The sequence below is a fragment of the Parahaliea aestuarii genome (assembly GCF_008064635.1).
In the GTDB taxonomy this organism is placed as follows: domain Bacteria; phylum Pseudomonadota; class Gammaproteobacteria; order Pseudomonadales; family Halieaceae; genus Parahaliea; species Parahaliea aestuarii.
Genome location: NZ_VRYZ01000005.1, coordinates 1 through 20,137 on the forward strand (window position 1 = coordinate 1; position 20,137 = coordinate 20,137).

The 20,137-nt window shown below is 63.2% G+C and carries 18 protein-coding genes; 13 read left to right on the plus strand and 5 right to left on the minus strand.

What is annotated here, in order from left to right; translation table 11 throughout:
• Positions 1 to 980: 980 nt before the first annotated feature.
• A complete protein-coding gene (locus tag FVW59_RS11735; RefSeq protein ID WP_148064542.1) occupies positions 981 to 1,745 on the plus strand; it encodes a hypothetical protein in 765 nt (254 codons plus the stop codon).
• Between the two features lie 69 nt (positions 1,746 to 1,814).
• Here the strand turns inward: FVW59_RS11735 and mobA are convergent, their stop codons facing one another.
• Positions 1,815 to 2,387 carry a molybdenum cofactor guanylyltransferase MobA gene (gene mobA, locus FVW59_RS11740; protein ID WP_222711499.1) on the minus strand — a complete coding sequence of 191 codons (573 nt, stop codon included), beginning with the start codon at positions 2,385 to 2,387 and terminating at the stop codon, positions 1,815 to 1,817.
• Positions 2,388 to 2,511: 124 nt separating this feature from the next.
• On the opposite strand from mobA, the gene tsaB reads away from it, so the two are divergent.
• The 6 genes from tsaB to trpS all read left to right on the plus strand — a co-directional run bounded on the left by tsaB (position 2,512) and on the right by trpS (position 8,258).
• The gene (tsaB, locus tag FVW59_RS11745) at positions 2,512 to 3,219 is read left to right on the plus strand and encodes a tRNA (adenosine(37)-N6)-threonylcarbamoyltransferase complex dimerization subunit type 1 TsaB (RefSeq protein WP_148064543.1); all 708 of its coding nucleotides are present in this window, start codon (positions 2,512 to 2,514) and stop codon (positions 3,217 to 3,219) included.
• Positions 3,219 to 4,007 carry an undecaprenyl-diphosphate phosphatase gene (locus FVW59_RS11750; protein WP_148064846.1) on the plus strand — a complete coding sequence of 263 codons (789 nt, stop codon included), beginning with the start codon at positions 3,219 to 3,221 and terminating at the stop codon, positions 4,005 to 4,007. The genes tsaB and FVW59_RS11750 overlap by 1 nt, the downstream gene beginning before the upstream one ends.
• 81 nt (positions 4,008 to 4,088) lie before the next feature.
• Positions 4,089 to 4,676, plus strand: coding sequence for a TetR/AcrR family transcriptional regulator (locus tag FVW59_RS11755; RefSeq protein WP_148064544.1), 588 nt, complete (start codon positions 4,089 to 4,091; stop codon positions 4,674 to 4,676).
• 67 nt (positions 4,677 to 4,743) lie between these two features.
• Complete coding sequence (locus FVW59_RS11760; protein WP_148064545.1) at positions 4,744 to 6,069, plus strand: M18 family aminopeptidase; 1,326 nt, start codon at positions 4,744 to 4,746, stop codon at positions 6,067 to 6,069.
• A 7-nt stretch (positions 6,070 to 6,076) separates the two neighbouring features.
• Positions 6,077 to 7,210: a tRNA-queuosine alpha-mannosyltransferase domain-containing protein gene (locus tag FVW59_RS11765; RefSeq protein ID WP_148064546.1), complete on the plus strand. Its 1,134-nt coding sequence runs from the start codon at positions 6,077 to 6,079 to the stop codon at positions 7,208 to 7,210.
• A 31-nt stretch (positions 7,211 to 7,241) separates the two neighbouring features.
• On the plus strand, positions 7,242 to 8,258 hold the full coding sequence (trpS, locus tag FVW59_RS11770) for a tryptophan--tRNA ligase (RefSeq protein WP_148064547.1): 1,017 nt from the start codon (positions 7,242 to 7,244) through the stop codon (positions 8,256 to 8,258).
• Positions 8,259 to 8,270: 12 nt separating this feature from the next.
• Here the strand turns inward: trpS and FVW59_RS11775 are convergent, their stop codons facing one another.
• A complete protein-coding gene (locus FVW59_RS11775; protein ID WP_246139719.1) occupies positions 8,271 to 10,319 on the minus strand; it encodes a TonB-dependent receptor in 2,049 nt (682 codons plus the stop codon).
• 177 nt (positions 10,320 to 10,496) lie between these two features.
• Here FVW59_RS11775 and FVW59_RS11780 point away from each other — a divergent pair, with 177 nt between their 5' ends.
• On the plus strand, positions 10,497 to 11,225 hold the full coding sequence (locus tag FVW59_RS11780) for a DUF6498-containing protein (RefSeq protein WP_148064548.1): 729 nt from the start codon (positions 10,497 to 10,499) through the stop codon (positions 11,223 to 11,225).
• On the opposite strand, the gene FVW59_RS11785 is transcribed toward FVW59_RS11780, so the two are convergent.
• The gene (locus FVW59_RS11785) at positions 11,205 to 12,215 is read right to left on the minus strand and encodes a phospholipase A (RefSeq protein WP_148064549.1); all 1,011 of its coding nucleotides are present in this window, start codon (positions 12,213 to 12,215) and stop codon (positions 11,205 to 11,207) included. The two genes, FVW59_RS11780 and FVW59_RS11785, sit on opposite strands and share 21 nt — an antisense overlap.
• 196 nt (positions 12,216 to 12,411) lie before the next feature.
• Here FVW59_RS11785 and FVW59_RS11790 point away from each other — a divergent pair, with 196 nt between their 5' ends.
• The 4 genes from FVW59_RS11790 to FVW59_RS11805 all read left to right on the plus strand — a co-directional run bounded on the left by FVW59_RS11790 (position 12,412) and on the right by FVW59_RS11805 (position 16,358).
• Complete coding sequence (locus FVW59_RS11790) at positions 12,412 to 13,515, plus strand: phosphoribosylaminoimidazolesuccinocarboxamide synthase (RefSeq protein ID WP_148064550.1); 1,104 nt, start codon at positions 12,412 to 12,414, stop codon at positions 13,513 to 13,515.
• Between the two features lie 7 nt (positions 13,516 to 13,522).
• Entirely contained in the window at positions 13,523 to 14,281 is a 759-nt protein-coding gene (locus FVW59_RS11795; protein ID WP_148064551.1) for a sulfite exporter TauE/SafE family protein, read from the plus strand.
• Positions 14,282 to 14,397: 116 nt separating this feature from the next.
• Entirely contained in the window at positions 14,398 to 15,930 is a 1,533-nt protein-coding gene (locus FVW59_RS11800) for an arylsulfatase (RefSeq protein WP_148064552.1), read from the plus strand.
• Positions 15,931 to 15,956: 26 nt separating this feature from the next.
• Positions 15,957 to 16,358: a protein tyrosine phosphatase family protein gene (locus FVW59_RS11805; protein ID WP_148064553.1), complete on the plus strand. Its 402-nt coding sequence runs from the start codon at positions 15,957 to 15,959 to the stop codon at positions 16,356 to 16,358.
• A 20-nt stretch (positions 16,359 to 16,378) separates the two neighbouring features.
• Here the strand turns inward: FVW59_RS11805 and FVW59_RS11810 are convergent, their stop codons facing one another.
• Entirely contained in the window at positions 16,379 to 17,536 is a 1,158-nt protein-coding gene (locus tag FVW59_RS11810) for a saccharopine dehydrogenase family protein (RefSeq protein WP_148064554.1), read from the minus strand.
• Between the two features lies 1 nt (position 17,537).
• Positions 17,538 to 18,626, minus strand: coding sequence for a saccharopine dehydrogenase (locus FVW59_RS11815; RefSeq protein WP_148064555.1), 1,089 nt, complete (start codon positions 18,624 to 18,626; stop codon positions 17,538 to 17,540).
• Between the two features lie 135 nt (positions 18,627 to 18,761).
• Between FVW59_RS11815 and FVW59_RS11820 the strand changes: the two genes are divergently transcribed.
• Positions 18,762 to 20,096, plus strand: coding sequence for an amidohydrolase (locus FVW59_RS11820; RefSeq protein WP_148064556.1), 1,335 nt, complete (start codon positions 18,762 to 18,764; stop codon positions 20,094 to 20,096).
• Positions 20,097 to 20,137: the final 41 nt, after the last annotated feature.

Sequence of the window (20,137 nt, forward strand, 5' to 3'; positions counted from 1 at the left end):
AACCGCGTGCGGCTCGATGTCGGACGCGACCCCGGCCGTTAGCTCCACCAATCAAAACCTCCGATCCGAAAGGTTCGGGGGTTTTTTTATGGTACATCGAACCGCGTGCGGTTCGATGTCGGACGCGACCCCGGCCGTTAGCTCCACCAATCAAAACCTCCGATCCGAAAGGTTCGGAGGTTTTTTTATGGCACATCGAACCGCGTGCGGTTCGATCTCGGACGCGACCCCGGCCGTTAGCTCCACCAAACAAACCCTCGAACCGAAAGGTTCGGGGGTTTTTTTATAGGCCGTCAGACGAACCGCTGACCGCGGACGCTCCGGAGGCTGCCTGTTTGGTTTCCGACATCTGAAATCGGAGCGCCTGATCAGGCCGCCGATCTCGCTGTATCCATCTACTGTAAACGCTGCACAACATACCGAGTGGCATCTACGGAGTGCTGAAGCGCATTGCAAAGCGCGAATTCGCTTTCGCCCGGCTGGCATGTACTTGCCTGTCGAGTCACCAGCAGTCGCGACATTCAATTTCAAATCTGTGTATTGCACGGCAAGTCGGGTGCGCTGCTCTTCGGCAATGCGACCTCTTGTGCATCTCTGCCGATGTGATTGATCAACGCACAGGATCGTTCATGCGCGCTCAGCTCGTCTGAAAACTGCAATAATGCATAAAAATATTTTCATCACGATTGGTGCGAATCAGGCTGTGGTTTCGTGAATCTATACAGCGGCCGCGATGTGCATTCCTTCCGGGTTGTGAATTTCGAATCTTATAAAACTACTTGTTTTGCAGTGTTTTCCTGCGTCGAAAAAAAATTTCTGAGTGCAGGCGTTCGCGAAATTCTCCCGTTAGTAGGAGTTCCTTAGCGCGGGAAACCCGTTTATTTACAGGCTATAACGACGATTCAATTTGTTGTGCGCCAATGTGATTGTTGTTATTTTGTGCAGGCGTCACCCGTATCACAACCGTGGAGATTTGCGACATGGCAACCGCTAAGAAGAAGGCAGCTTCCCGTAAGGCACCGGCGAAGAAAGCCGTGGCCAGGAAAGCCCCCCGCAGGAAGGCAGCAGCCAAGCCTGCTGAAACACCGGCTTTGAAACGTGCTAACGATGCGCTGGATAAGTTGCAAAAGGGTCTGGAAACGGAGCAGAAAAAACTGGCGGAAGCTCGCAAGCGTGTAGCGGCTGCCAAGGCAAAGGCTGACAAGCGGGCATCGAAGAGTGCTGCGCTGGCATCCTCCAAAGCTTCCGCCAGAGTAAAGGCAGTTCGCGAGCGCATTGCAACGGCGCGCAAGCGGGCCAGTGAAGCGGCAGATGACGCCAAGCTGAAGGCGGCCCGCCTGGCACTGAAGGAAAAGTTGCTGGCGAAAAAGGCCGAGCTGGCTGCGAAGACAGAAATCGAGAAAGCGAAGGCGCTGGCCAAGTACGCGGCCACCTGGAGCAAAACGCGCGCTCGTGCGGATGGGAAGAAGATCACAGCGCTGGAGAAAAAGCTCGAACGTGAGCTTAAGGCGCTTGAGAAGAAAGCTTCCGCCAAACTGAAAGCCGCGCAGAAAAAAGCTGCCGCCAAACCCAAGCGCAAGAAAGCCGCCGCGAAGAAGGCAGCGCCCAAGCGCAAGGCAGCGGCGCGCAAGGCTCCGGCGAAGAAAAAGGCCGCAGTTCGCAAGGCGGCCCCCAAGCGCAAGGCAGCTCCCAAAAAAGCAGCAGCTAAAAAGGCTGCCCCCAAAAAGGCCGCGAAGAAATCCTGAAGGGGTTCAATCGTTGAGCTACGACCGCCGGCCAATGTGCCGGCGGTTTTCGTTTAGCGGCGCTGTGATTCAGGCCTGTTCGAGATGATTGATATTGCGAAAGGCCTGTGCGCAGTCCGAAAAATCCACGCGCTCCCGACGCAGCGTGGCATACCAGCCGCGTACGGAGCGCTCGCCGCGCTGCAGATAGGATTGCAGGGAGGTCAAACTCTCGCTGCGCAACAGCGCCGCCAGGTACTGTTCCCGTTCTCCGTCAAATGCCACCGCGAGTTGCATCCGGGCATCGCCCATCGGCCCAAGCAGGCGGCGGGCCAGGTCGGTGGGTAGGGCGGGGGTATCGCAGGCGCTGAGCAGCAGGAATTCACTGCTGACAGCGCTGCCTGCCGCGGCGACACCTGCCAGAGGGCCTTCAAAGCCCGGGAGGTGGTCCTTGAACAGGCGATCGCCGAGTGTGGCGTAAAGGTGGGCGTTGCGGTTATAGCTGATCCACAGTTCGCCGACCTGTGGCCGCAAACGGCTGGCGACATGCTCCACAAGGGGGCGGCCCTGCCAGCTCAGGGCGCCCTTGTCGCGGCCGCCCACACGGCGCCCTGCGCCTCCGGCGAGGATCAGGCCGGTGATGCGCCGGGCTTCTGGGTTCAATGTATTCAGTGTTCAGCCTCTTCTTGTCTTCCGTCAGTTCCGGAGCCTGTGGGATAATTCCAGAATTCACTGTGTCGGGCAACGGGCCGGCACCCGCCCCGGGACCATCTGACCACGACCACGTATGGCGAATCTGCTCGCAATCGACACATCCACTGACGCTTGCTCCGTCGCCCTGTTGCATCAGGGTGAAATCAGCGAATGTCACGAAATCATCCCCCGCCAGCACAGTCAGCGCCTGTTTGGCATGTTGGCTGAGTTGCTGCCCAGTGGTCGTTTGCGCGAGCAGGGTATCGATGCCATCTGTTACGGGGAAGGCCCGGGTTCATTCACCGGATTGCGCGTCTGTGCCAGCGCTGTGCAGGGTCTGTGTTTTGCCAACCGTTTACCAGCAGTACCGGTTTCGACCCTGGAGGCCCAGGCCCATGCGGCCCTGCGGGAGGGGCTGGTCAGCAGCGGTGACACGATCCTCAGTACTCTCGATGCCCAGATCGGTGAACTCTACTGGTGCCGTTTCCGGGTCGACGGGGCAGAACTTGTCGCCCTGGACGTTGCAGCGGTGTGCAAACCCGGGGCAATGGCAGCGGCGGGGCAGGGCGCGATGGTCGCAGTGGGTAGCGGCCTCAATCACCTCGCGGCCCTGCCGAGTGAATTGCGCTCGCGCCTGAGTCATTGCTACGCCGATCTGCTGCCCCGGGCCCGCGATCAGTTCCCGGTGGCGCTGGCGAAGCTGGCCCGGGGGCAGGTGCAATCCGCCGAAGCGGTGTGCCCGGTTTATGTCCGCGATGAGATCTCCTGGAAAAAGCTGTCTGAACAGGGCAAACCCGCATGATTGATTACACCCAGGCTGCAATCCTGGCATTGCTGCAGGGGCTCACCGAGTTTCTGCCCATCTCCAGCTCCGCCCATCTGGTAATTCCCTCACTGGTTTTCGGCTGGCCGGACCAGGGGCTGGCCTTCGATGTGGCTGTGCATGTCGGTACCCTCGCGGCGGTGGTACTGTTCTATCGGCGCGACCTCTTCGAGATGGCGGCGGCCTGCCTCGGTAACGGCCGTGCCGACGCCCCGGAACAGCGACGCCTGGTCGCCCAGCTGGCGGTGGCGACGCTGCCGGCGGTGGCTTTCGGCTTTGCCGGGGACGACTTCATCGAGTCCAGTTTGCGCAGTCTGCCGGTTATCGCCACTACGACCCTGGTGTTCGGGCTGCTGCTCGGGCTTGCCGACCGCCGCGGTGGTGGCGGGGCGACCTTGAGCTGGGGTATCGCCATTGCCGTGGGCCTGGCCCAGGCCCTGGCTTTGATACCGGGGGTGTCGCGTTCCGGGGTAACCATCACTGCGGCCCTGATGCTGGGCCTGTCCCGGCATGACGCGGCACGGTTCTCATTCCTTCTTTCTATACCGGTGATCGGCGGTGCCGGCCTGCTCAAGGTGCTTGATCTGATCGAGCGCGGCGGCCCCGTCGACTGGAACGCGCTGGTTTTTGCCGCCCTGGTGGCAGGTATTACCGCCTACGCCTGTATCGGCCTGTTCCTGCGCCTGCTCGATCGCATCGGATTGATGCCTTTCGTCTACTACCGCGTCGCCCTCGCTGCGCTTCTATATGCCATCTGGGTGGCCTAGAAAAAATCTTCCGGGCAACATTTTTAGCCTTTGCTACACTCAATCAGACCAGCGAGGGTGACCCATTGGAGGACCCAGGCGATGCCCAAGATTGTGGATCACGAAGAACAGCGTTCACTGTTATCGGCGACGGTCGCACAGGTGGTGGCTGAGTCCGGACTTGAACACACAACACTGCGAACCGTGGCGGCCCGTCACGGGTGTACCAAGGGGATGGTGCAGCACTATTTCGCGGACAAGCAGGAACTGCTGCTGGCGGCTCTCAACTATATTGAAAACCGCTGTGATGCGCGCCTGCCGGCGGAAGATGACGGTCCCGGTGGACTGACATCGCTGCAGGCCCGCTTGATGGCGCAGTTGCCGGTGACCGACGAACTGGTTGACGAGTGGCGGGTACGGCTGGCCTTTGTCACCCTGGCCGGGCAGTCGGATGCCGTTGCCGAGGTACTGGCGGAGCGCCAGGCCGGGCGTCAGGCGGTGGCAATGCGCATGCTGCGCCAGGCCCAGAAAAAGGAACTGAAGAAAGGCGTGTCGCCACTCAATGCCTGGCGTACCCTGCACTGCCTGGTCTCCGGCCTCGGCGTGGCTGCGGCGGCAGGCGATGGCCAGTGGAGCGCCGCGGTGCAGAAGGGTCTACTCAAGGCCGCGATCAACGACTTGCGCCGCTAGGGGCTGCCGACTACCCTAGCGGGCTTTTCCGGGGCTGCCGGCCCCGTCAACCCCAGGTCAGGTAGTCATGTCCCAGGCAAGTTGCGACACCTTCAATCAGACGCTGTGCGAGTTCCTCGCCGCTGCCGTCACTCCCTTTCACGCCGTTCAGGCAATGGCCTCCATGCTGCAGGAAGCGGGCTTCCAGCGCCTGCAGGAAGCCCGCAACTGGCAGCTGGCCGCCGGCGGCAAATACTACCTGACCCGCAACGACAGCTCCCTGGTCGCTTTTGTCGTCGGCAGTGAGGCCGGGCCCGGGCAGGGCATGCGCATGGTCGGCGCGCACACCGACAGCCCCTGCCTGATGGTGAAACCCCAGCCCGAGAAGGTGCGCCAGGGTTACTACCAGCTCGGGGTGGAGGTCTACGGCGGGGTGCTGCTGAACCCCTGGTTCGATCGCGACCTGTCTCTCGCCGGCCGGGTGAGTTATGCCGATTCCAGCGGCGTCATGCAGACGGCGCTGGTCAATTTCCAGCGCCCGATTGCCTTCATTCCCAGCCTGGCGATTCACCTCGACCGGGAGGTCAACCAGCACCGCAGCGTCAACCCCCAGACCGATATCCTGCCCATCCTCACCCAGCTGCAAAGCGACGACAAACCGGACTTTCGCAGCCTGCTGGCCGGACAGTTGCGGAGCGAACACACGGGGATCGATGTGGACCGGGTGCTGGACTACGAGCTGTCCTTCTACGACACCCAGGTGGCGGCACCGGTGGGCCTGAACGGCGAGTTCATCGCCTCCGCCCGCCTCGACAACCTGCTCAGCTGTTTTACCGGCCTGCAGGCTTTACTGGCCGCCGACGGCAGCCAGAGCAGCCTGCTGATCTGCAACGACCACGAAGAAGTGGGCAGCCTGTCCACCGCCGGTGCCCAGGGGCCACTGCTGCGTTCGGTGCTGCGTCGTATCGCCGGTGGCGACGAGGCCAGCTACGCCGCGCTGACTGACTCCTCGATGATGATCTCGGCCGATAACGCCCACGGGATCCACCCCAATTTCGCCGACAGGCACGACGACAATCACGGCCCCAAACTGAACGCCGGGCCGGTGATCAAGATCAATGCCAACCAGCGCTACGCCACCAACAGCGAGACCGCCGGCCTCTACCGGCTGCTGGCCGCCGTCGAAGACGTGCCGGTGCAGGCCTTTGTGGTGCGCACCGACATGGCCTGTGGCAGCACCATCGGCCCGATCACCGCCGGTGGCACCGGTATCCGCACCCTCGATATCGGTGTGCCGACCTTCGGTATGCACTCCATTCGCGAACTGGCCGGCAGTCGCGACGCCTGGGACCTGAGCCGGGTTCTGCGCCGCTTCTACAATCACTCCGGCCCCCTGTTCGCCGTCGCCGACTGAGTCCCCCTTGCGGGTACTGTTGCTCTCCGCCTACGACGCCGGCAGCCACCGCTACTGGCGGCGCGGGCTCGAGGCCATGTGTCCGGACTGGCAGTGGACCTGCCTGAGCCTGCCGCCGCGCCACTTCAGCTGGCGTGTGCGCGGCAATCCCCTGCACTGGGCCCTGCGCGAACGTCACACGCTGGAGGCCGGCGCTGATCTGCTGATTGCCACTTCCATGGTGGACCTGGCGACCCTGCGGGGCCTGGTCCCTGCATTGGCGGGTATTCCCACGCTGCTGTATTTCCACGAAAACCAGTTTGCCTATCCCCCCGGTCGCGGCCGGCACGGGCTGCTGGAGGCGCAGATGGTCAGTCTCTACAGCGCCCTGGCGGCGGATGGCCTTGCCTTTAACAGCCAATGGAACCGGGACAGCTTTATCGCCGGTGTCGCCGCGTTACTGAAAAAACTGCCGGACTATGCCCCCAGGGAAGCGGCGGATTTGCTGGCGCAGAAAAGTGCGGTGCTGCCGGTGCCGCTGCTGCCCGGAGCAGAGGACCGTTCCGACTTCAACCCCTGGCGCGGGCAGGGCGACCTGGCGCAGCGCCCGGTGCGCCTGCTGTGGCCCGGCCGCCAGGAGTACGACAAGGGCGGTGAGCGACTGGAAGCCCTGCTGCATGTGCTGGTGGAGCGGGAGCTGGATTTCGAACTGGCCATTGTCGGCCAGGCGTTTCGCCAAACCCCCGAGGTGTTCAAACGCCTCTCTCGCGACCTGGGCCCCCGTCTTGTTCATATGGGCTGGCTGGCAGCGGTGGAGGACTACCAGCACCTGCTGGCGCAGGCGGATATTGTCCTCGCCACAGCCCTGCATGAATTTCAGGGGGTGGCCGTGATGGAGGCGGTGGAGCGGGGCTGTGTGCCGGTGCTGCCGCAGCGTCTCGCCTATCCGGAACTCTATCCGGCGCAGAACCTCTACGCGTCCAGCACCGATCACCCCGACAGAGAGGCTGTTGCCGCCGCGGACCGGGTTGTCGCCGTTACCGCCGCGCTGAAACTGGGGGAGGCGCAGGTACCGTCAGTGCAGCGCTTCACCCTCGACGCGCTGGCTCCCCGCTGGCGCCGCGCCCTGTGTGCGCTGGTCGGGGACGGCGAATCCCGCTAGAATTGCCGCCTTTTACAGCCGAGCCAGCCGCATGAGCCAAGCCGCCAAACAGCGCGTCCTCACGGGTATCACCACTACCGGCACGCCCCACCTGGGCAACTACGTCGGCGCCATTCGCCCGGCGATCGCCGCGTCCCGTGATACCAGCACCGAATCCTTCTTCTTTCTGGCGGACTACCATGCCCTGATCAAATGCCAGGACCCGGATCACGTGGCCCAGTCCAGCCGCGAGATCGCCGCCACCTGGCTGGCCCTGGGGCTGGATATCGACCAGGCGGTGTTCTATCGCCAGTCCGATATCCGCGAAATACCGGAGCTGACCTGGATTCTCACCTGCAACACGGCCAAGGGCCTGATGAACCGCGCCCACGCCTACAAGGCGGCGGTGCAGGACAATGAGAGCGCCGGTGAAGACCCGGATTTCGGCATCACCATGGGGTTGTTCAACTACCCGATCCTGATGGCGGCGGACATCCTGATGTTCAATGCGCACAAGGTGCCGGTGGGCCGGGATCAAACGCAGCACCTTGAGATGGCGCGAGATATTGCACAGCGCTTCAATCATAACTACAAGGAGATGTTCACCCTGCCCGAAGCAGTGGTTGATGACAGCGTGGCAGTGCTGCAGGGCCTGGACGGCCGCAAGATGAGCAAGAGCTACGGCAACACCATCCCCCTGTTTTTACCGGAAAAACAGCTCAAGAAGCACATCAACAAGATCAAGACCAACCTGCTGGAACCCGGCGAGCCGAAGGACCCGGATGATTCCACTGTGTTCCAGGTGTGGAGTGCCTTCGCCAGCGAGGAAGAAACCGCGCGCATGCGCAGCGAGTTCGAGAATGGCATCGCCTGGGGCGAGGCCAAGAAGCAGTTGTTCGAACTGGTGAACGGCGAGCTGGCCGCGGCCCGGGAGGAATACAACCGCCTGCTGGATGATCCGGACTATATCGAGTCAGTACTTCAGCGCGGCGCCGAGAAGGCCCGTGCCCACAGCGCGCCCCTGCTGGCGCAGGTCAGGGAGGCGGTGGGCATCCGTTCGATGTCCTGAGCCTTTCGCGGGTCAGCCGCCGAGGCGGTAATCCAGTTGCAGGTAGACGCTGCGCGGCTGGCCCACGAAATAGCGATACTCCCCAAAGCCGACATCGGCGCGCTCGGCGTAGTCCTCGTCCAGCAGGTTGGTGACCCGCAGCGTGGCGGACAGACCCTGCCCCAGGGCGAGGGAGCCGCGCAGGTTCAACAGCTGGTGGCCGTCGTACTCAAAGCTGTTGGTGGGCTCCAGGTAGTACTTGTCCAGGTAGACCCACTCCAGCTCCGCCTGCGCGCGCTGCCCCTGCCAGCCGAGGCGGGCGCTGCCGAAGCGGCGCGGGGCGGTGTCGATGTCGTTGCCGGCAATACTCTCTTCCACGCCCAGCAGTTGTGGATTGTTGTCGTAGCTGTGTTTGGCCACGCTGAAGTCCAGTCCGGCGTACCACTGTTCCAGGAAGCGGTAGTCCAGCGACAGTTCCGCTCCGCGGTGGCGGGTGCGGGCGCCGCTGACATTGAAGCGGTCGGCGTCCTGGAAAATCACATCCTCCTTGCGCATGTGGTAGAGCGACAGGCTGTAGCTCAGCGCGCCCGCCACATCACCACGCAGGCCCACTTCGATATTGTCGATCTGCTCTGAATCCAGGTCCGCCACCTGTTGCCCGGCCTGCAGGCGATAGAGCTCGCTGGTCTCCGGTGCCCGGAAACCATTGGCGGCGCGCAGGAACAGCACCTGCCGCGGGCGGTATTCGAAGGCGAGTCCAACGTTAACTGTCACGTCCTCGAAGCTGTCGCTGCGGTCCGCCGGGCGAAAGAAGCGGCACGCGGAGGCGGTGGGGGCGCAGGCGTCGCCATCGCCGGTCCGGTTGTCGTAGTCGTAGCGGGTGTCCTCGTAGCGCAGGCCGCCATCGAGTGTCCAGCGCTCGGCGAGCTGCCAGCTCAACTGGGTGAAGAGGGCGGCGGTGAGGGCATCGACCTGGTAGTCGTAGTGCACCCCGGCGGGCTGGTTGGGGCTGAAATCCCCGTCCTGGATTTCCGTCAGCCAGCCGTCGGTGAACTCCGCTTCCGCGCCGGCCATCCAGGTCAGGTTGCCGCTGTCACCCTGCAGCAGGCCGCGCAGGCCGAGGCTCTCGTGGCCGTTGTCCTCCACCGGTTGCCAGGGCACGAAGTGCTGCAGGAAGGTCATGCGGTTGTTGCGGTAGTAGGGGGTGATCTGCAGGGTCATGCCTTCGCCCAAATCGCGTGAGGCCTGGCTGTAGGCGCGCACGGACCAGGCATCGCGGTAGGCCTCGGGGTTGGGGTTTTCGCGGCGCAGGTCATCGTCCTCGTAGACCTTGTAGCCGCTGATGAAGCCGGCGGTCTCCTGGTTCAGGTTGCTGCCCTCCAGCACACTCTGGAACTGCCATACCGCGCCGCTGTAGTCGTGGCGCAGGCTGAGTTTCTGCTGGTCGTAACCGGCGTCGTCGAGGTAGCCACCGTCGGTGCTGCCGTTGATGCGCAGATCCACGCCGTGGCCGCCCTGTGTGCCGCTGTAGTGATAGCTGCCGCGATAGTAGTCATTGGGGCCGGCCTCCAGCGACAGATTCTGTTCCGGCATTTGTGCCGGGGTGGGGGACAGCACATTGATCACCCCGTGCATGGCGCTGGTGCCATAGAGAGCGGTGCCGGGACCCTTGATGACCTCCACCCGGCCGGCCTGTTCGGTATTGGCGTCGAACAGCTGGTTGACGTTGCAGAAGCCAGGGGCGCGCAGGCTGATGCTGTCCGCGGCCATCAGGAAGGAGCCGCAGCCCCCGGCCCCGGTGAGTACCGGCGAGCGCAGGGCGGTGAGGCTCTCCTGGCCGTTGCCGCGGCTGATCCAGCTGCCGGGGACCCGCTGCATGAGTTCATTGATATGGATAGCGCCGGTAAGGTCGATGGCGTCGGCATCCACACTGCTGTGACTGAGGGGCAGGCGCAGGGCGTCCCGGGGGCTGCGGGTGGCGGTGACCAGCACCTGCTCGGTCCGTAGCGCTTCGCCATCCGTGTTGGCCATGGTCTGGCCACTGACGGCCACCAGGCCGGGCAGCAAGGTCAGGGAGAGCATCCGGGAACGTATCCGGAGGTGGCGGTGAGGGTTTACAGCTTTCATGGTTGGACGCTTGCACCTTCTGGCTTTACAGGATGAATGGCGACCCCGCGTTGGTGGGTGCGCGGGGCTGAGCTATTCTAGCCCTTTGCGCGTCTGGAATCAGGTCGCATGCAGGCGTATCAGGGAGGGACCATGACAGATATGACGGGCCACAGCCAGTCGCTTTACGCGGGGCTGAGGCGCCAGGCTTCGCTGTTGCTGCTGATACTGGCGAACCTGTTACCCCTGTACGGCGTCTTGCTGCTGGATTGGGATGTGGGCGCGCTGCTGGTGCTGTACTGGTCGGAGAATCTGGTGCTCGGGTTTTACACCGTGCTGAAGATGTTGATCACCGCTCCCCTGGGTGGCCTGTTCTCTGCCTGTTTTTTTAGCGTGCACTACGGCGGGTTCTGCGCGGTACACGGCCTGTTCATTCTGAAGATACTGATCGACCCCGAGGCGGATTTTTTCAGGGGCGAGCAATGGCCCTTCTTCCTGGTCTTCATTCAATTGCTGGTGGATGTGGTGCGACAGGTACTTGAACACGCCCCCGCTGCCTGGCTGCTGGCTTTCGCCGGGCTGATGCTGAGCCACGGTGTGTCGTTTGTAATGAATTTCCTGCTGGCCCGGGAGCGCGACCAGCTGGGCATCAAGGTCTTGATGTTTGCGCCCTATGGCCGGATTGTGATTCTGCACCTGACGGTGCTTTTCGGCGGGTTTGGTGTCATGGCCCTGGGGGAGCCGCTGTCCATGCTGGTCATTCTGATTCTGCTCAAACTGGGCGTCGACATTGCCCTGCACCTGCGCGAGCACCGCCATACCGCCCTGCGCGAGCCGGTGACCTACCGCCCTTTTCGCGAGCTACAGAAGATCCGTCAGTGAAAAACCGATGCCGATGCGATTGGTCAGGTGGTCCTGGTCGATCAGGCTCTCGCCGTAGCCGTAGAAATACTGCACGTAACCCTTGAAGCGCGGACTGATGGGGAAGCTCCATTCCAGCTGTGCGGCGCCCTTGTTGTCGTCGCCGCCGCGCAGATTGTTGCGCAACATCAGTGAAAACTCGTTCTGCTTGTACTTCCATACGCCGGTGAGGTCGCCGTAGCCGTAGTATTCAAGGATGTCGGCGTTGTCGTCGTCCCCGTCGTCCTCTGGCAGGCGGTACCAGGCGCGGGCGCTCAGGGTCATGCGTTCCCGCTCGAACACGGCGCCGCCCAGGATACGGTTCCAACTGCGCGAAAGGTCGCCGCCCTGGCCGTTGGATTGGTGATTGATGCCGAGGCTGAGCACGGTGTTGGTGAAACCGAGGACTTCCCAGTCATTGGCGAAGGTCAGGAACAGCTCCGGCTGGTAGTTGGTCTCGCGGAAGGGGGAGGACTCATTGTAAACCTGCCACCAGTTCTCCTGGGTGTAGCCGACCCACAGGTTGCCGCGCTCACCAAAGATGTCTTCCCACAGTAGCGCTTTGACACTTAACTGGAATTTGGCCTCGACGTCCTGCATGTTGTCTTCGGGGTACTGGCTGTTCCAGGCTTCCTCATTGAGTTTTGCGTTGTAGGTGACTGGCAGCAGGTAGTTGCGGCGGTGGGGCGTCAGTACGAAAGCATTGTTGGCAATGGCCTCCTCCTGGCGCAGGCGCTCGCCCGCCAGCAGTTCCTTGCGCCCGGGGCCTTCATCGACGATCAGTTCCTGCTCCGGGGCGTCGTTCTCCGTGGGCTTGGACTGCATGGCCTGGTCCTGGGCCAGGGCGTCGTAGCACCCCAGGCGCAGGGTGTCATCGCGAATCAGGGCGCAATCGGCCAGTGAGGCGGCGCCGGCATGCACGGTGGTCAGCAGGAGCAGGCAGGCGGTTGCAGTGCGGAAAAGGCGGGGCATCGACGGGACTCGCGAGGGCGGAGGGCTGCCAATGATAGAGGAAGGGTGCGCAGGCGCCAAACCCGGGCGCTGGCGGGGATGCCTTCGAGGCAAGGATTTTGCTATGATCCGCGCTTTTCCGGCGTCCGGCGTCCGGCGTCCGGCGTCCCGGCGCCGCGATTATCTCCAACAGCAATCGACAGATCAGGACAGGCAAATGAGTCTTGCAGACAAGGTATTGGCGGTAAACAACGATCTTCCCATCCGCACTGCGGAACCCATCCACAGCGGCAAGGTGCGCTCGGTCTACTGGCTGACGCCAGAGGACAGCGCGCGACTGGTCCGCGAGCGCGGCTACGACGTCGCCGCCGATGCGCCGCTGGCCATCATGGTGATCTCCGATCGCATATCCGCCTTCGACTGCATCTGGCACGGCGAGGGCGGCATGGCCGGTGTCCCGGGCAAGGGCGCGGCCCTGAACGCCATTTCCAATCACTGGTTCCGCCTGTTCCGCGAGCAGGGCCTGGCCGACAGTCACATCCTGGAGATTCCCCACCCCCTGGTGTGGATTGTGCAAAAGGCGCGCCCGGTGATGATCGAGGCCATCGCCCGGCAGTACATCACCGGTTCCATGTGGCGTTCCTACGCCAAGGGCGAGCGCGAGTTCTGCGGTATCGCCATCCCCGACGGCCTCGAGCGCGACCAGAAGCTGCCGGAGCTGCTGATCACGCCCTCTACCAAAGGCATTCTGGAGGGCATCCCGGGTGTGCCGGCGGTGGATGATGTGAACATCACCCGTGCTGACATAGAGGCCAACTACGCGGCTTTCAATTTCTCCACGCCGGATGACATCGATCGCTACGAAACCCTGCTGAAGGAGGGCTTTGATGTGATCAGCGACGAACTGGCCAAGCTGGACCAGATCTTCGTCGATACCAAGTTCGAGTTTGGCTACGTCACCGACGCTGCCGGCGAGGAAAAACTGATCTATATGGACGAGGTCGGAACGCCCGACTCCTCCCGTATCTGGGACGGTCCGGCCTGGCGCGAGGGCAAGATCGTCGAAAATTCCAAAGAGGGTTTCCGCCAGCTGCTGCTCAACCACTTCCCGGACAGCGACATCCTGCTGAACAAGGATCGCATGGAAGAGCGCAAGGCGCTGGCCCGCGACAATGCCCTGCCCACCGAGGTGCTGATGGCCGTGTCCGACACCTATGTCGGTATTGCCGAGCGCATCACCGGTGAAAAGCTGGTGATTTCCGACAATCCCAAGGCGGAAATCATCGCGGTACTGCGCGACGAGTTCGGCCTCGTCGATTGATGCGCCCTTGCTGAACGAGCCGCTTTTCTACCTCGTCAGCATTCCCGCGGTATTGCTCTACGGTGTTGCCAAGGGCGGTTTTGGCGGCGCCATCGCCATGGTGTCGGTGCCGCTGATGGCACTGGTGATGTCGCCGACCCAGGCCGCCGCCATCCTGCTGCCGATACTGGTGGTGATGGATGCGGTGGTAGTGAAAAGCTACTGGGGCCAGTACGACGGCCGCGCCCTGCAGCTGTTGTTGCCGGCGGCCCTGGTCGGTGTAGTGATCGGTTATTTCACCGCCGACAGCATGAGCGATGACTGGATGCGGGTGCTGATAGGGGTGGTGGCGCTGGTGTTCGGTGCCCACTTCCTGCTGTCCGGATCTGCCGGCAAGGCGCGCCCCCACAATGCCGTCAGTGCCGCGGGCTTTGGCAGCCTGGCCGGCTTTACCAGCTTCAGTATTCACGCTGGTGGCCCGCCGCTGACCATGTATCTCTTGCCCCGTGGGTTGCCGCCGCTGCTGTTTGCCGGCACTGCCGGGCTGTTTTTTGCAGCGGTCAACGCCGTCAAGCTGGTGCCCTATTACCTGCTGGGCCAGTTCAGCAGCGAGAACCTCCTCTATTCCCTGGTGCTGGTGCCGCTGGCGCCGATCGGCGTACTGCTGGGGCGCTACCTGGTGGAGCGTACCGAGCCCCGCTTGTACTACGGTATTATCAGCGCTTTTCTGGCACTGGTGGGGGCGCGGCTGCTCTGGCAGGGCCTGAGCGGCATCGGTGCGCTCTGAGGTAATTGTCGCCTGCTTTACAGAGCGGCTTCTGGCGCAGCGGTAAGCTCACCCGCTGCGCTTGCGCTATAGTCACAGACAGCGTGTCTACAACCACGACGAGAAGGATAACAAGCATGTTTCCGACAACCCGCATCGGCCGCGTGGCCACGGCCCTGCTGCTTGCGATTTGCTGCCAGTTGGCACTGGCTGCCGACAAACCGAATATTCTGGTGATCTTCGGCGACGATATCGGCATCTGGAATATCAGCCGCTACAGCATGGGGCAGATGGGCTACCAGACCCCCAATATCGACCGTATCGCCAACGAGGGCACGATCTTCACCGACTACTACGGCGAGCAGAGCTGTACCGCAGGGCGCTCCGCCTTCATCACCGGGCAGCACCCGCTGCGTACCGGCCTCACCAAGGTAGGCATACCCGGCGCAGAGCTGGGTATTCAGCCGGAAGACCCGACCCTGGCGGAACTGCTGCGCCCCCTGGGTTACACCAGCGGTCAGTTCGGCAAGAACCACCTCGGTGACCGCGATGAGTTTCTGCCGACCAACCACGGCTTCGATGAATTTTTCGGTAACCTCTACCACCTTAACGCCGAGGAAAATCCCGAAGACCCCGACTATCCCCAGGATGAGGCCTTCCGCAAGCGCTTTGGCCCCCGGGGGGTGATTCACAGCTACGCCGACGGCCGGATCGAGGACAGCGGCCCGCTGACCAAGCAGCGGATGGAAACGGTGGACGAGGAGTTCCTGTCTGCGTCACTGGATTTTATCGACCGCGCCAACGAGGCCGAAAAGCCCTTCTTCGTGTGGTTCAACTCCACCCGGATGCACTACTACACCCACGTCAAGGACGAGTCACTTGGCGTCAGCGGCCAGGGTTTCTATAACGACGCCATGGTGGAGCACGATGGCCACGTCGGGCAGTTGCTGGACAAGCTCGACAAACTCGGCATTGCCGACAACACCATTGTGCTTTACACCACAGACAACGGCCCCCACTACAACATGTGGCCGGATGCCGCCATCACGCCCTTCCGCGGTGAGAAGAATACCAACTGGGAAGGCGGTTTCCGGGTGCCGGCGGCGGTGCGCTGGCCCCAGCGTATTCCGGCCGGTCGCATCAGCAACCAGGTGATGTCACATCTGGACTGGGTGCCCACACTGATGGCCGCGGCGGGTCAGGATCAGGTCGTCGCCGACCTGAAAAAGGGCAAGCGCTTCGGTGACAAGTCCTTTAAAGTCCACCTGGATGGCTATAATTTCCTGCCCTATCTGACTGGAAACAGCGAAGACACGCCGCGGGAAGAGTTTTTCTACTTCAGTGACGACGGCCAGTTGACTGCGGCGCGAATCGGCGACTGGAAACTGGTATTTGCCGAGCAGCGCGCCAGTCGCTTCGATGTGTGGCGCGATCCTTTCGTTCCACTGCGTATTCCCAAGGTGTTTCACCTGCGGCGCGACCCCTTCGAGCGCGCGGACACCGATTCCAATGGCTACAACAACTGGTGGGATCACAAAATTGGCCCTCAGGCGATGAAAGCCAAGGTTGCTGTAGGCGCATTTGTGCAATCCCTGAAGGCCTTTCCGCCGCGACAGCGCCCGGCTTCCTTCACGGTGGATCAGATACTCGAAGCCCTGTATAAGCAGTAACCCCTGACTTTTGTGCTGGAGTTCCCATGAAAATTATTCGTCTCAGTGACAGCGTCGCCGCCTCGGAACAGATCTCTCCGCTGGATATGCCGACCATTGCCGAAGCCGGCTTCCGGGTGGTGTTCAACAACCGTCCGGACGGCGAAGTGCCCGGCCAGCCCAGCAGCGCGGAGATGGCCGCCGCGGCGGCAGCGGCGGGACTGGAGTACCGCTTCCTGCCCGTGACAGCGATGAACTTCCCCGGCGCCGCGCTGGAGGATGTCGCCGCGGCCTTTGACGAAGGCGGTCCGGTACTGGCCTTCTGTCGCAGCGGCACCCGCTCCACCAATCTGTGGGTGGCATCGCGCCCTGCGGCTGAACGGGCTGAGGCCCGCGAACGGGCGCATCAGCTGGGCTATGACCTGTCGATGGCAGACCGCCTCGGCTGAGGCGACAGCCGGATTCTGATTCAGGTTTGGAGTTGCGCTCCGGGCAAGGGGTGCACCTCGTCACCCAGTTCAGACAGGGCGGCAAACCAGGCGTCGATCAGTGCCGGGTCCGAGGGCGCGGCGCTGACCCCGGTCGCCAGCTCCCCGGCCAGCACGCTGTCCACCGCCAGGCTGACGGTGTGGGATACCAGGCGCCCCATGGCGGAACCTTTCTCATTGCCGCGGGCGTCCATGCACAGGCCGCCGTGCCACACCGGCTGCCCACCTTCCAGTGCCTCCAGCTCCACACAGAGCACAACCCGGTCGGCCTCGCCTTCGGCGTAGGCGTAGTTGTGCCAGAGCTCGGCGCCGATCTCCTGCAGCCGCGTTTCGCCGGCTTCGCCTTCCAGGCTTTGCAATTCCTCGAACAGGGGCTGCCAGGCAGCCGACCAGCCATCCAGCCGCAGCGTGCCGCGCACGAACTGCTCCACTTGCCAGGACGGGTCGAAACCGTACTGGGCGATAAAGGGCAGGGAGTCGCGATTGGCGTAGGCCTCGAAGCTCTCGCGCCCCGCGGGCAACTCCGCGTCATAGCGGCTGAGCCCCAGCCAGGGCCGTTGCACCACGGTTTCGCGGCCATTCTGGAGGCAGCGGGAGGGTGCGCGCAGGGCGCGCAATACGCCCACCGGTGACCAGCTGAACTTGTAGCGGAAATCGTTGGGCAGGGCGGGGAAGCCGCCACACCAGGAGCGAAAGCGCAGCCGGTGCTCCGGGCGATGTCGGGGCCGGTACTGGTGCAGCAGGCGGTGCGCCAGCAGGTGGTCAATGCCCGGGTCGAGACCCACTTCATTGACCAGGCACAATCCCCGCTGCTGTCCCTCGTCGTGCAGCGCCAGCATCTCGGGGGCGATGTAGGAGGACGATACAAAGTGTGCCCCGTTATCCAGCGCCAGCCGCGCGATCTGCAGGTGCATGTCGGCGGGCAGCATGGATACCAGTACATCGCCTCTGCGGATGACCGCAGCCAGCGCGTCCAGGTCCAGGGTGCGGATTTCCGGTGGTGAAGACAGGCCGGCCACCACAGCCGCGGCATGCGAGGCGGTGCGGTTCCAGAGAATCAGCGGGGTGTTGCCGGCGGCCAGGCGGCGGATACCGGGGGCACTGGATAGGCCGGCACCGAGCCAGTGAATGGTGGGCATGTCAGGCGTCCTTCAGGTCGCGTGTGTGATGATGAAAACGTTCGAGGTTGGCCTGCCAGGGTGAGGCCGGAAATTCCGCCAATTGTAGCAGGGCCGGCAGCAGCTGGTTGCTGAAGTCGGCACTGGACTCCATCGGCAGCAGGGAGGGCAGGTTGTCGATGGCGATCAGGTCCAGCACCGGCGTGCCCGGGCGCAGCCGCTGGCTGGGCTGGCTGAAATCGGTGCATGCGGTGTAGACAGGCAGCGGATTGTAGGGGCTGCCCGGATCGCAGCTGACATCGCTGATGACTGACAGGCGACGCGCGGGCTGTGCCAGCAAATCGGCAGTCAGGAAGGGGGGCAGCGCTTCCTGCACCAGCACGCAGTTGATCAGCAGGTCGTAGTCCAGAATGGCGCTGAACGGCCCGCCGTCGCGTGTCTCCGGGATATCCCAGCCATCGAAGGGCAGGGCCAGGGCCTCCAGCAGCGCGCGGGCGCCGCTGCCACAGCGCCCGGCGGCGCCGATAACAAGGCTGTGCGGTAGCGCCCGGCCGCGCAGTGGTTGCAGCATGGCCAACAGTTCTTCCAGCAGATCGCGACTGCTGTGCCAGGGGGCAACGGCTCTCATCCCGCAATTGTCCGGTACCTGCTGTGCCAACCAGTTCATCACCGCGAGGGCGGCCCCCAGGTAGCCGGCCCAGTAGCCGAAAGCCGCGAGGCGGCGACCGCTGTCGTCGCAGAGCGTCTCCAGATCCAGCAACTGGCCGCCGCCGCGCAGGAAGCGTTGCAGCAGGGCTGTCGCCCCCGGTTGCCGCTTATAGGCATGAGCGAAATAAATATGGCGGTGACGCAGGGGGCTGTGGTCGTCGGGCAATTCCTTGAGGCCGAGAATACAGGCGTCGGTGGGTGCAACCGGCCAGGAGCCCGGCGCCGTCAGTCGACAGCCCGCGGCCTGGTAGTCGATATCCCGAAAACAGCGCTGGCCTGACTGCTCCACCGTCACGTGCATCCCCGCTGCCACGAGTTTTGCCGCGTGCTCGGGGGTAAGCGGACTGCGCTGCTCGCTGGCCCGGTGCTCGGCGCGCAACCAGAGATGGGGGGCGGTGACCATGTGAAATCCTGAAAAAGGCGCTACTTTAACGCACTGGCACGGGGCCTGTCTGCGCGCGCCCCCGCCGGCGCTTGCGCTTTGCGCCGGCTCTGTTAGCCTCCTCGGCTGACGTCAAAAACCTCAAGGAAAGCGCCCATGTCCCGAGCCTTCAAACTGCTTGCCTCCGCCACACTCGGCATCGCCCTGTCCACACCCCTGACGTATGCCGAAGACCTCGGCAAGGCGGTGCAGGCGGATTACCAGGCCCACCTCGGGGACCTGTTCGACTATTTCCACCGCAACCCGGAACTGTCCGGCATGGAGACAAAAACTGCTGCGCGACTGGCGAAAGAGCTGCGCGCGGCCGGCTTCAAAGTGACCGAGGGAGTCGGTGGCACCGGCATTGTGGCGATGATGGAGAACGGCCCCGGCCCGCTGGTGATGATGCGCGCCGACATGGATGGCCTGCCGGTGGAGGAGAAGTCCGGCCTGCCGAATGCCTCCCGTGCCAAACAGGTGGACTGGGACGGCAACGAAGTGTTTGTCATGCACGCCTGCGGCCACGATGTGCACATCACCTCGCTGGTGGGCACCGCCCGCGCCATGGCGGCGCGCAAGGACCAGTGGTCCGGCACACTAATGCTGATCGGCCAGCCCGCCGAGGAGCGGGTCGGCGGTGCCAAACTGATGATGGAGGACAATCTCTGGCAGCGCTTTGGCCAGCCCGATTACGCCCTGGCCTTTCACGTGACCTCGGAACTGCCCACCGGAAAGATCGGTGTCACCGAGGATTCTCCCTACTCCGGCGCGGATACTGTGGACATCATCATCCACGGTGTCGGTGCCCACGGCGCGAGCCCCCACCGCGGTGTCGACCCGGTGGTGCTCGGCAGCCAGATCGTGCTGGCCCTGCAAACCGTGATCAGCCGCGAGAAGCCGCCACGCTTTGGCGGGGTGATTACCGTAGGGTCCTTCCACGCCGGTACCAAGCACAACATCATCTCCGACGAGGCCCGCTTGCAGCTGACGGTGCGCAACGACGACCTCGAAACCCGCCAGTTGTTGCTCGATGGCATCAAGCGGGTGGCGGAGAACATGGGGCGTGTTGCCGGGCTGCCGGAAGACAAGCTGCCAGAGGTGATCGTTTCTGACGAGTGGGTGCCCCCCACCATCAACGACGCCAAACTGACCCAGCGCCTGCGCGCCGTGTGGGTGGAAAAGCTGGGCGCGGACAGCATCGCAGAGCCGGAGAAGCGCAAGGGCATGGGGGCAGAGGATTTCCCCTTCTTCACCACCGATCCCTTTATTCCCAGCACCTATTTCGCCATCGGTGGTACCCCGCAGGCGGACTTCGATCGCGAGGAGGCCGGCGGCGCACCGGTGCCGTCGCATCACTCACCGCTGTTCAAGATTACACCCGAGCCGGCGGTGACGCTGGGTGTCGAGGCGACGGTAACGGCCCTGATGGATCTGCTGCAGGCGCCGCAGTAGGTCAGTTCATGGTGCGTGTAGCTGTTACTATCATCCAGGAT

What these genes read in the sequence shown, in the direction of transcription:
- trpS (WP_148064547.1), top strand. Translation starts at nt 7,242, where the DNA reads ATGAGCCAAGCCGCCAAACAGCGCGTCCTCACGGGTATCACCACTACC.
- FVW59_RS11805 (WP_148064553.1), top strand. Translation starts at nt 15,957, where the DNA reads ATGAAAATTATTCGTCTCAGTGACAGCGTCGCCGCCTCGGAACAGATC.
- FVW59_RS11800 (WP_148064552.1), top strand. Translation starts at nt 14,398, where the DNA reads ATGTTTCCGACAACCCGCATCGGCCGCGTGGCCACGGCCCTGCTGCTT.
- FVW59_RS11820 (WP_148064556.1), top strand. Translation starts at nt 18,762, where the DNA reads ATGTCCCGAGCCTTCAAACTGCTTGCCTCCGCCACACTCGGCATCGCC.
- FVW59_RS11810 (WP_148064554.1), bottom strand. Translation starts at nt 17,536, where the DNA reads ATGCCCACCATTCACTGGCTCGGTGCCGGCCTATCCAGTGCCCCCGGT.
- tsaB (WP_148064543.1), top strand. Translation starts at nt 2,512, where the DNA reads ATGGCGAATCTGCTCGCAATCGACACATCCACTGACGCTTGCTCCGTC.
- FVW59_RS11775 (WP_246139719.1), bottom strand. Translation starts at nt 10,319, where the DNA reads ATGCTCTCCCTGACCTTGCTGCCCGGCCTGGTGGCCGTCAGTGGCCAG.
- FVW59_RS11735 (WP_148064542.1), top strand. Translation starts at nt 981, where the DNA reads ATGGCAACCGCTAAGAAGAAGGCAGCTTCCCGTAAGGCACCGGCGAAG.
- FVW59_RS11785 (WP_148064549.1), bottom strand. Translation starts at nt 12,215, where the DNA reads ATGCCCCGCCTTTTCCGCACTGCAACCGCCTGCCTGCTCCTGCTGACC.
- FVW59_RS11755 (WP_148064544.1), top strand. Translation starts at nt 4,089, where the DNA reads ATGCCCAAGATTGTGGATCACGAAGAACAGCGTTCACTGTTATCGGCG.
- FVW59_RS11760 (WP_148064545.1), top strand. Translation starts at nt 4,744, where the DNA reads ATGTCCCAGGCAAGTTGCGACACCTTCAATCAGACGCTGTGCGAGTTC.
- FVW59_RS11780 (WP_148064548.1), top strand. Translation starts at nt 10,497, where the DNA reads ATGACAGATATGACGGGCCACAGCCAGTCGCTTTACGCGGGGCTGAGG.
- FVW59_RS11790 (WP_148064550.1), top strand. Translation starts at nt 12,412, where the DNA reads ATGAGTCTTGCAGACAAGGTATTGGCGGTAAACAACGATCTTCCCATC.
- FVW59_RS11815 (WP_148064555.1), bottom strand. Translation starts at nt 18,626, where the DNA reads ATGGTCACCGCCCCCCATCTCTGGTTGCGCGCCGAGCACCGGGCCAGC.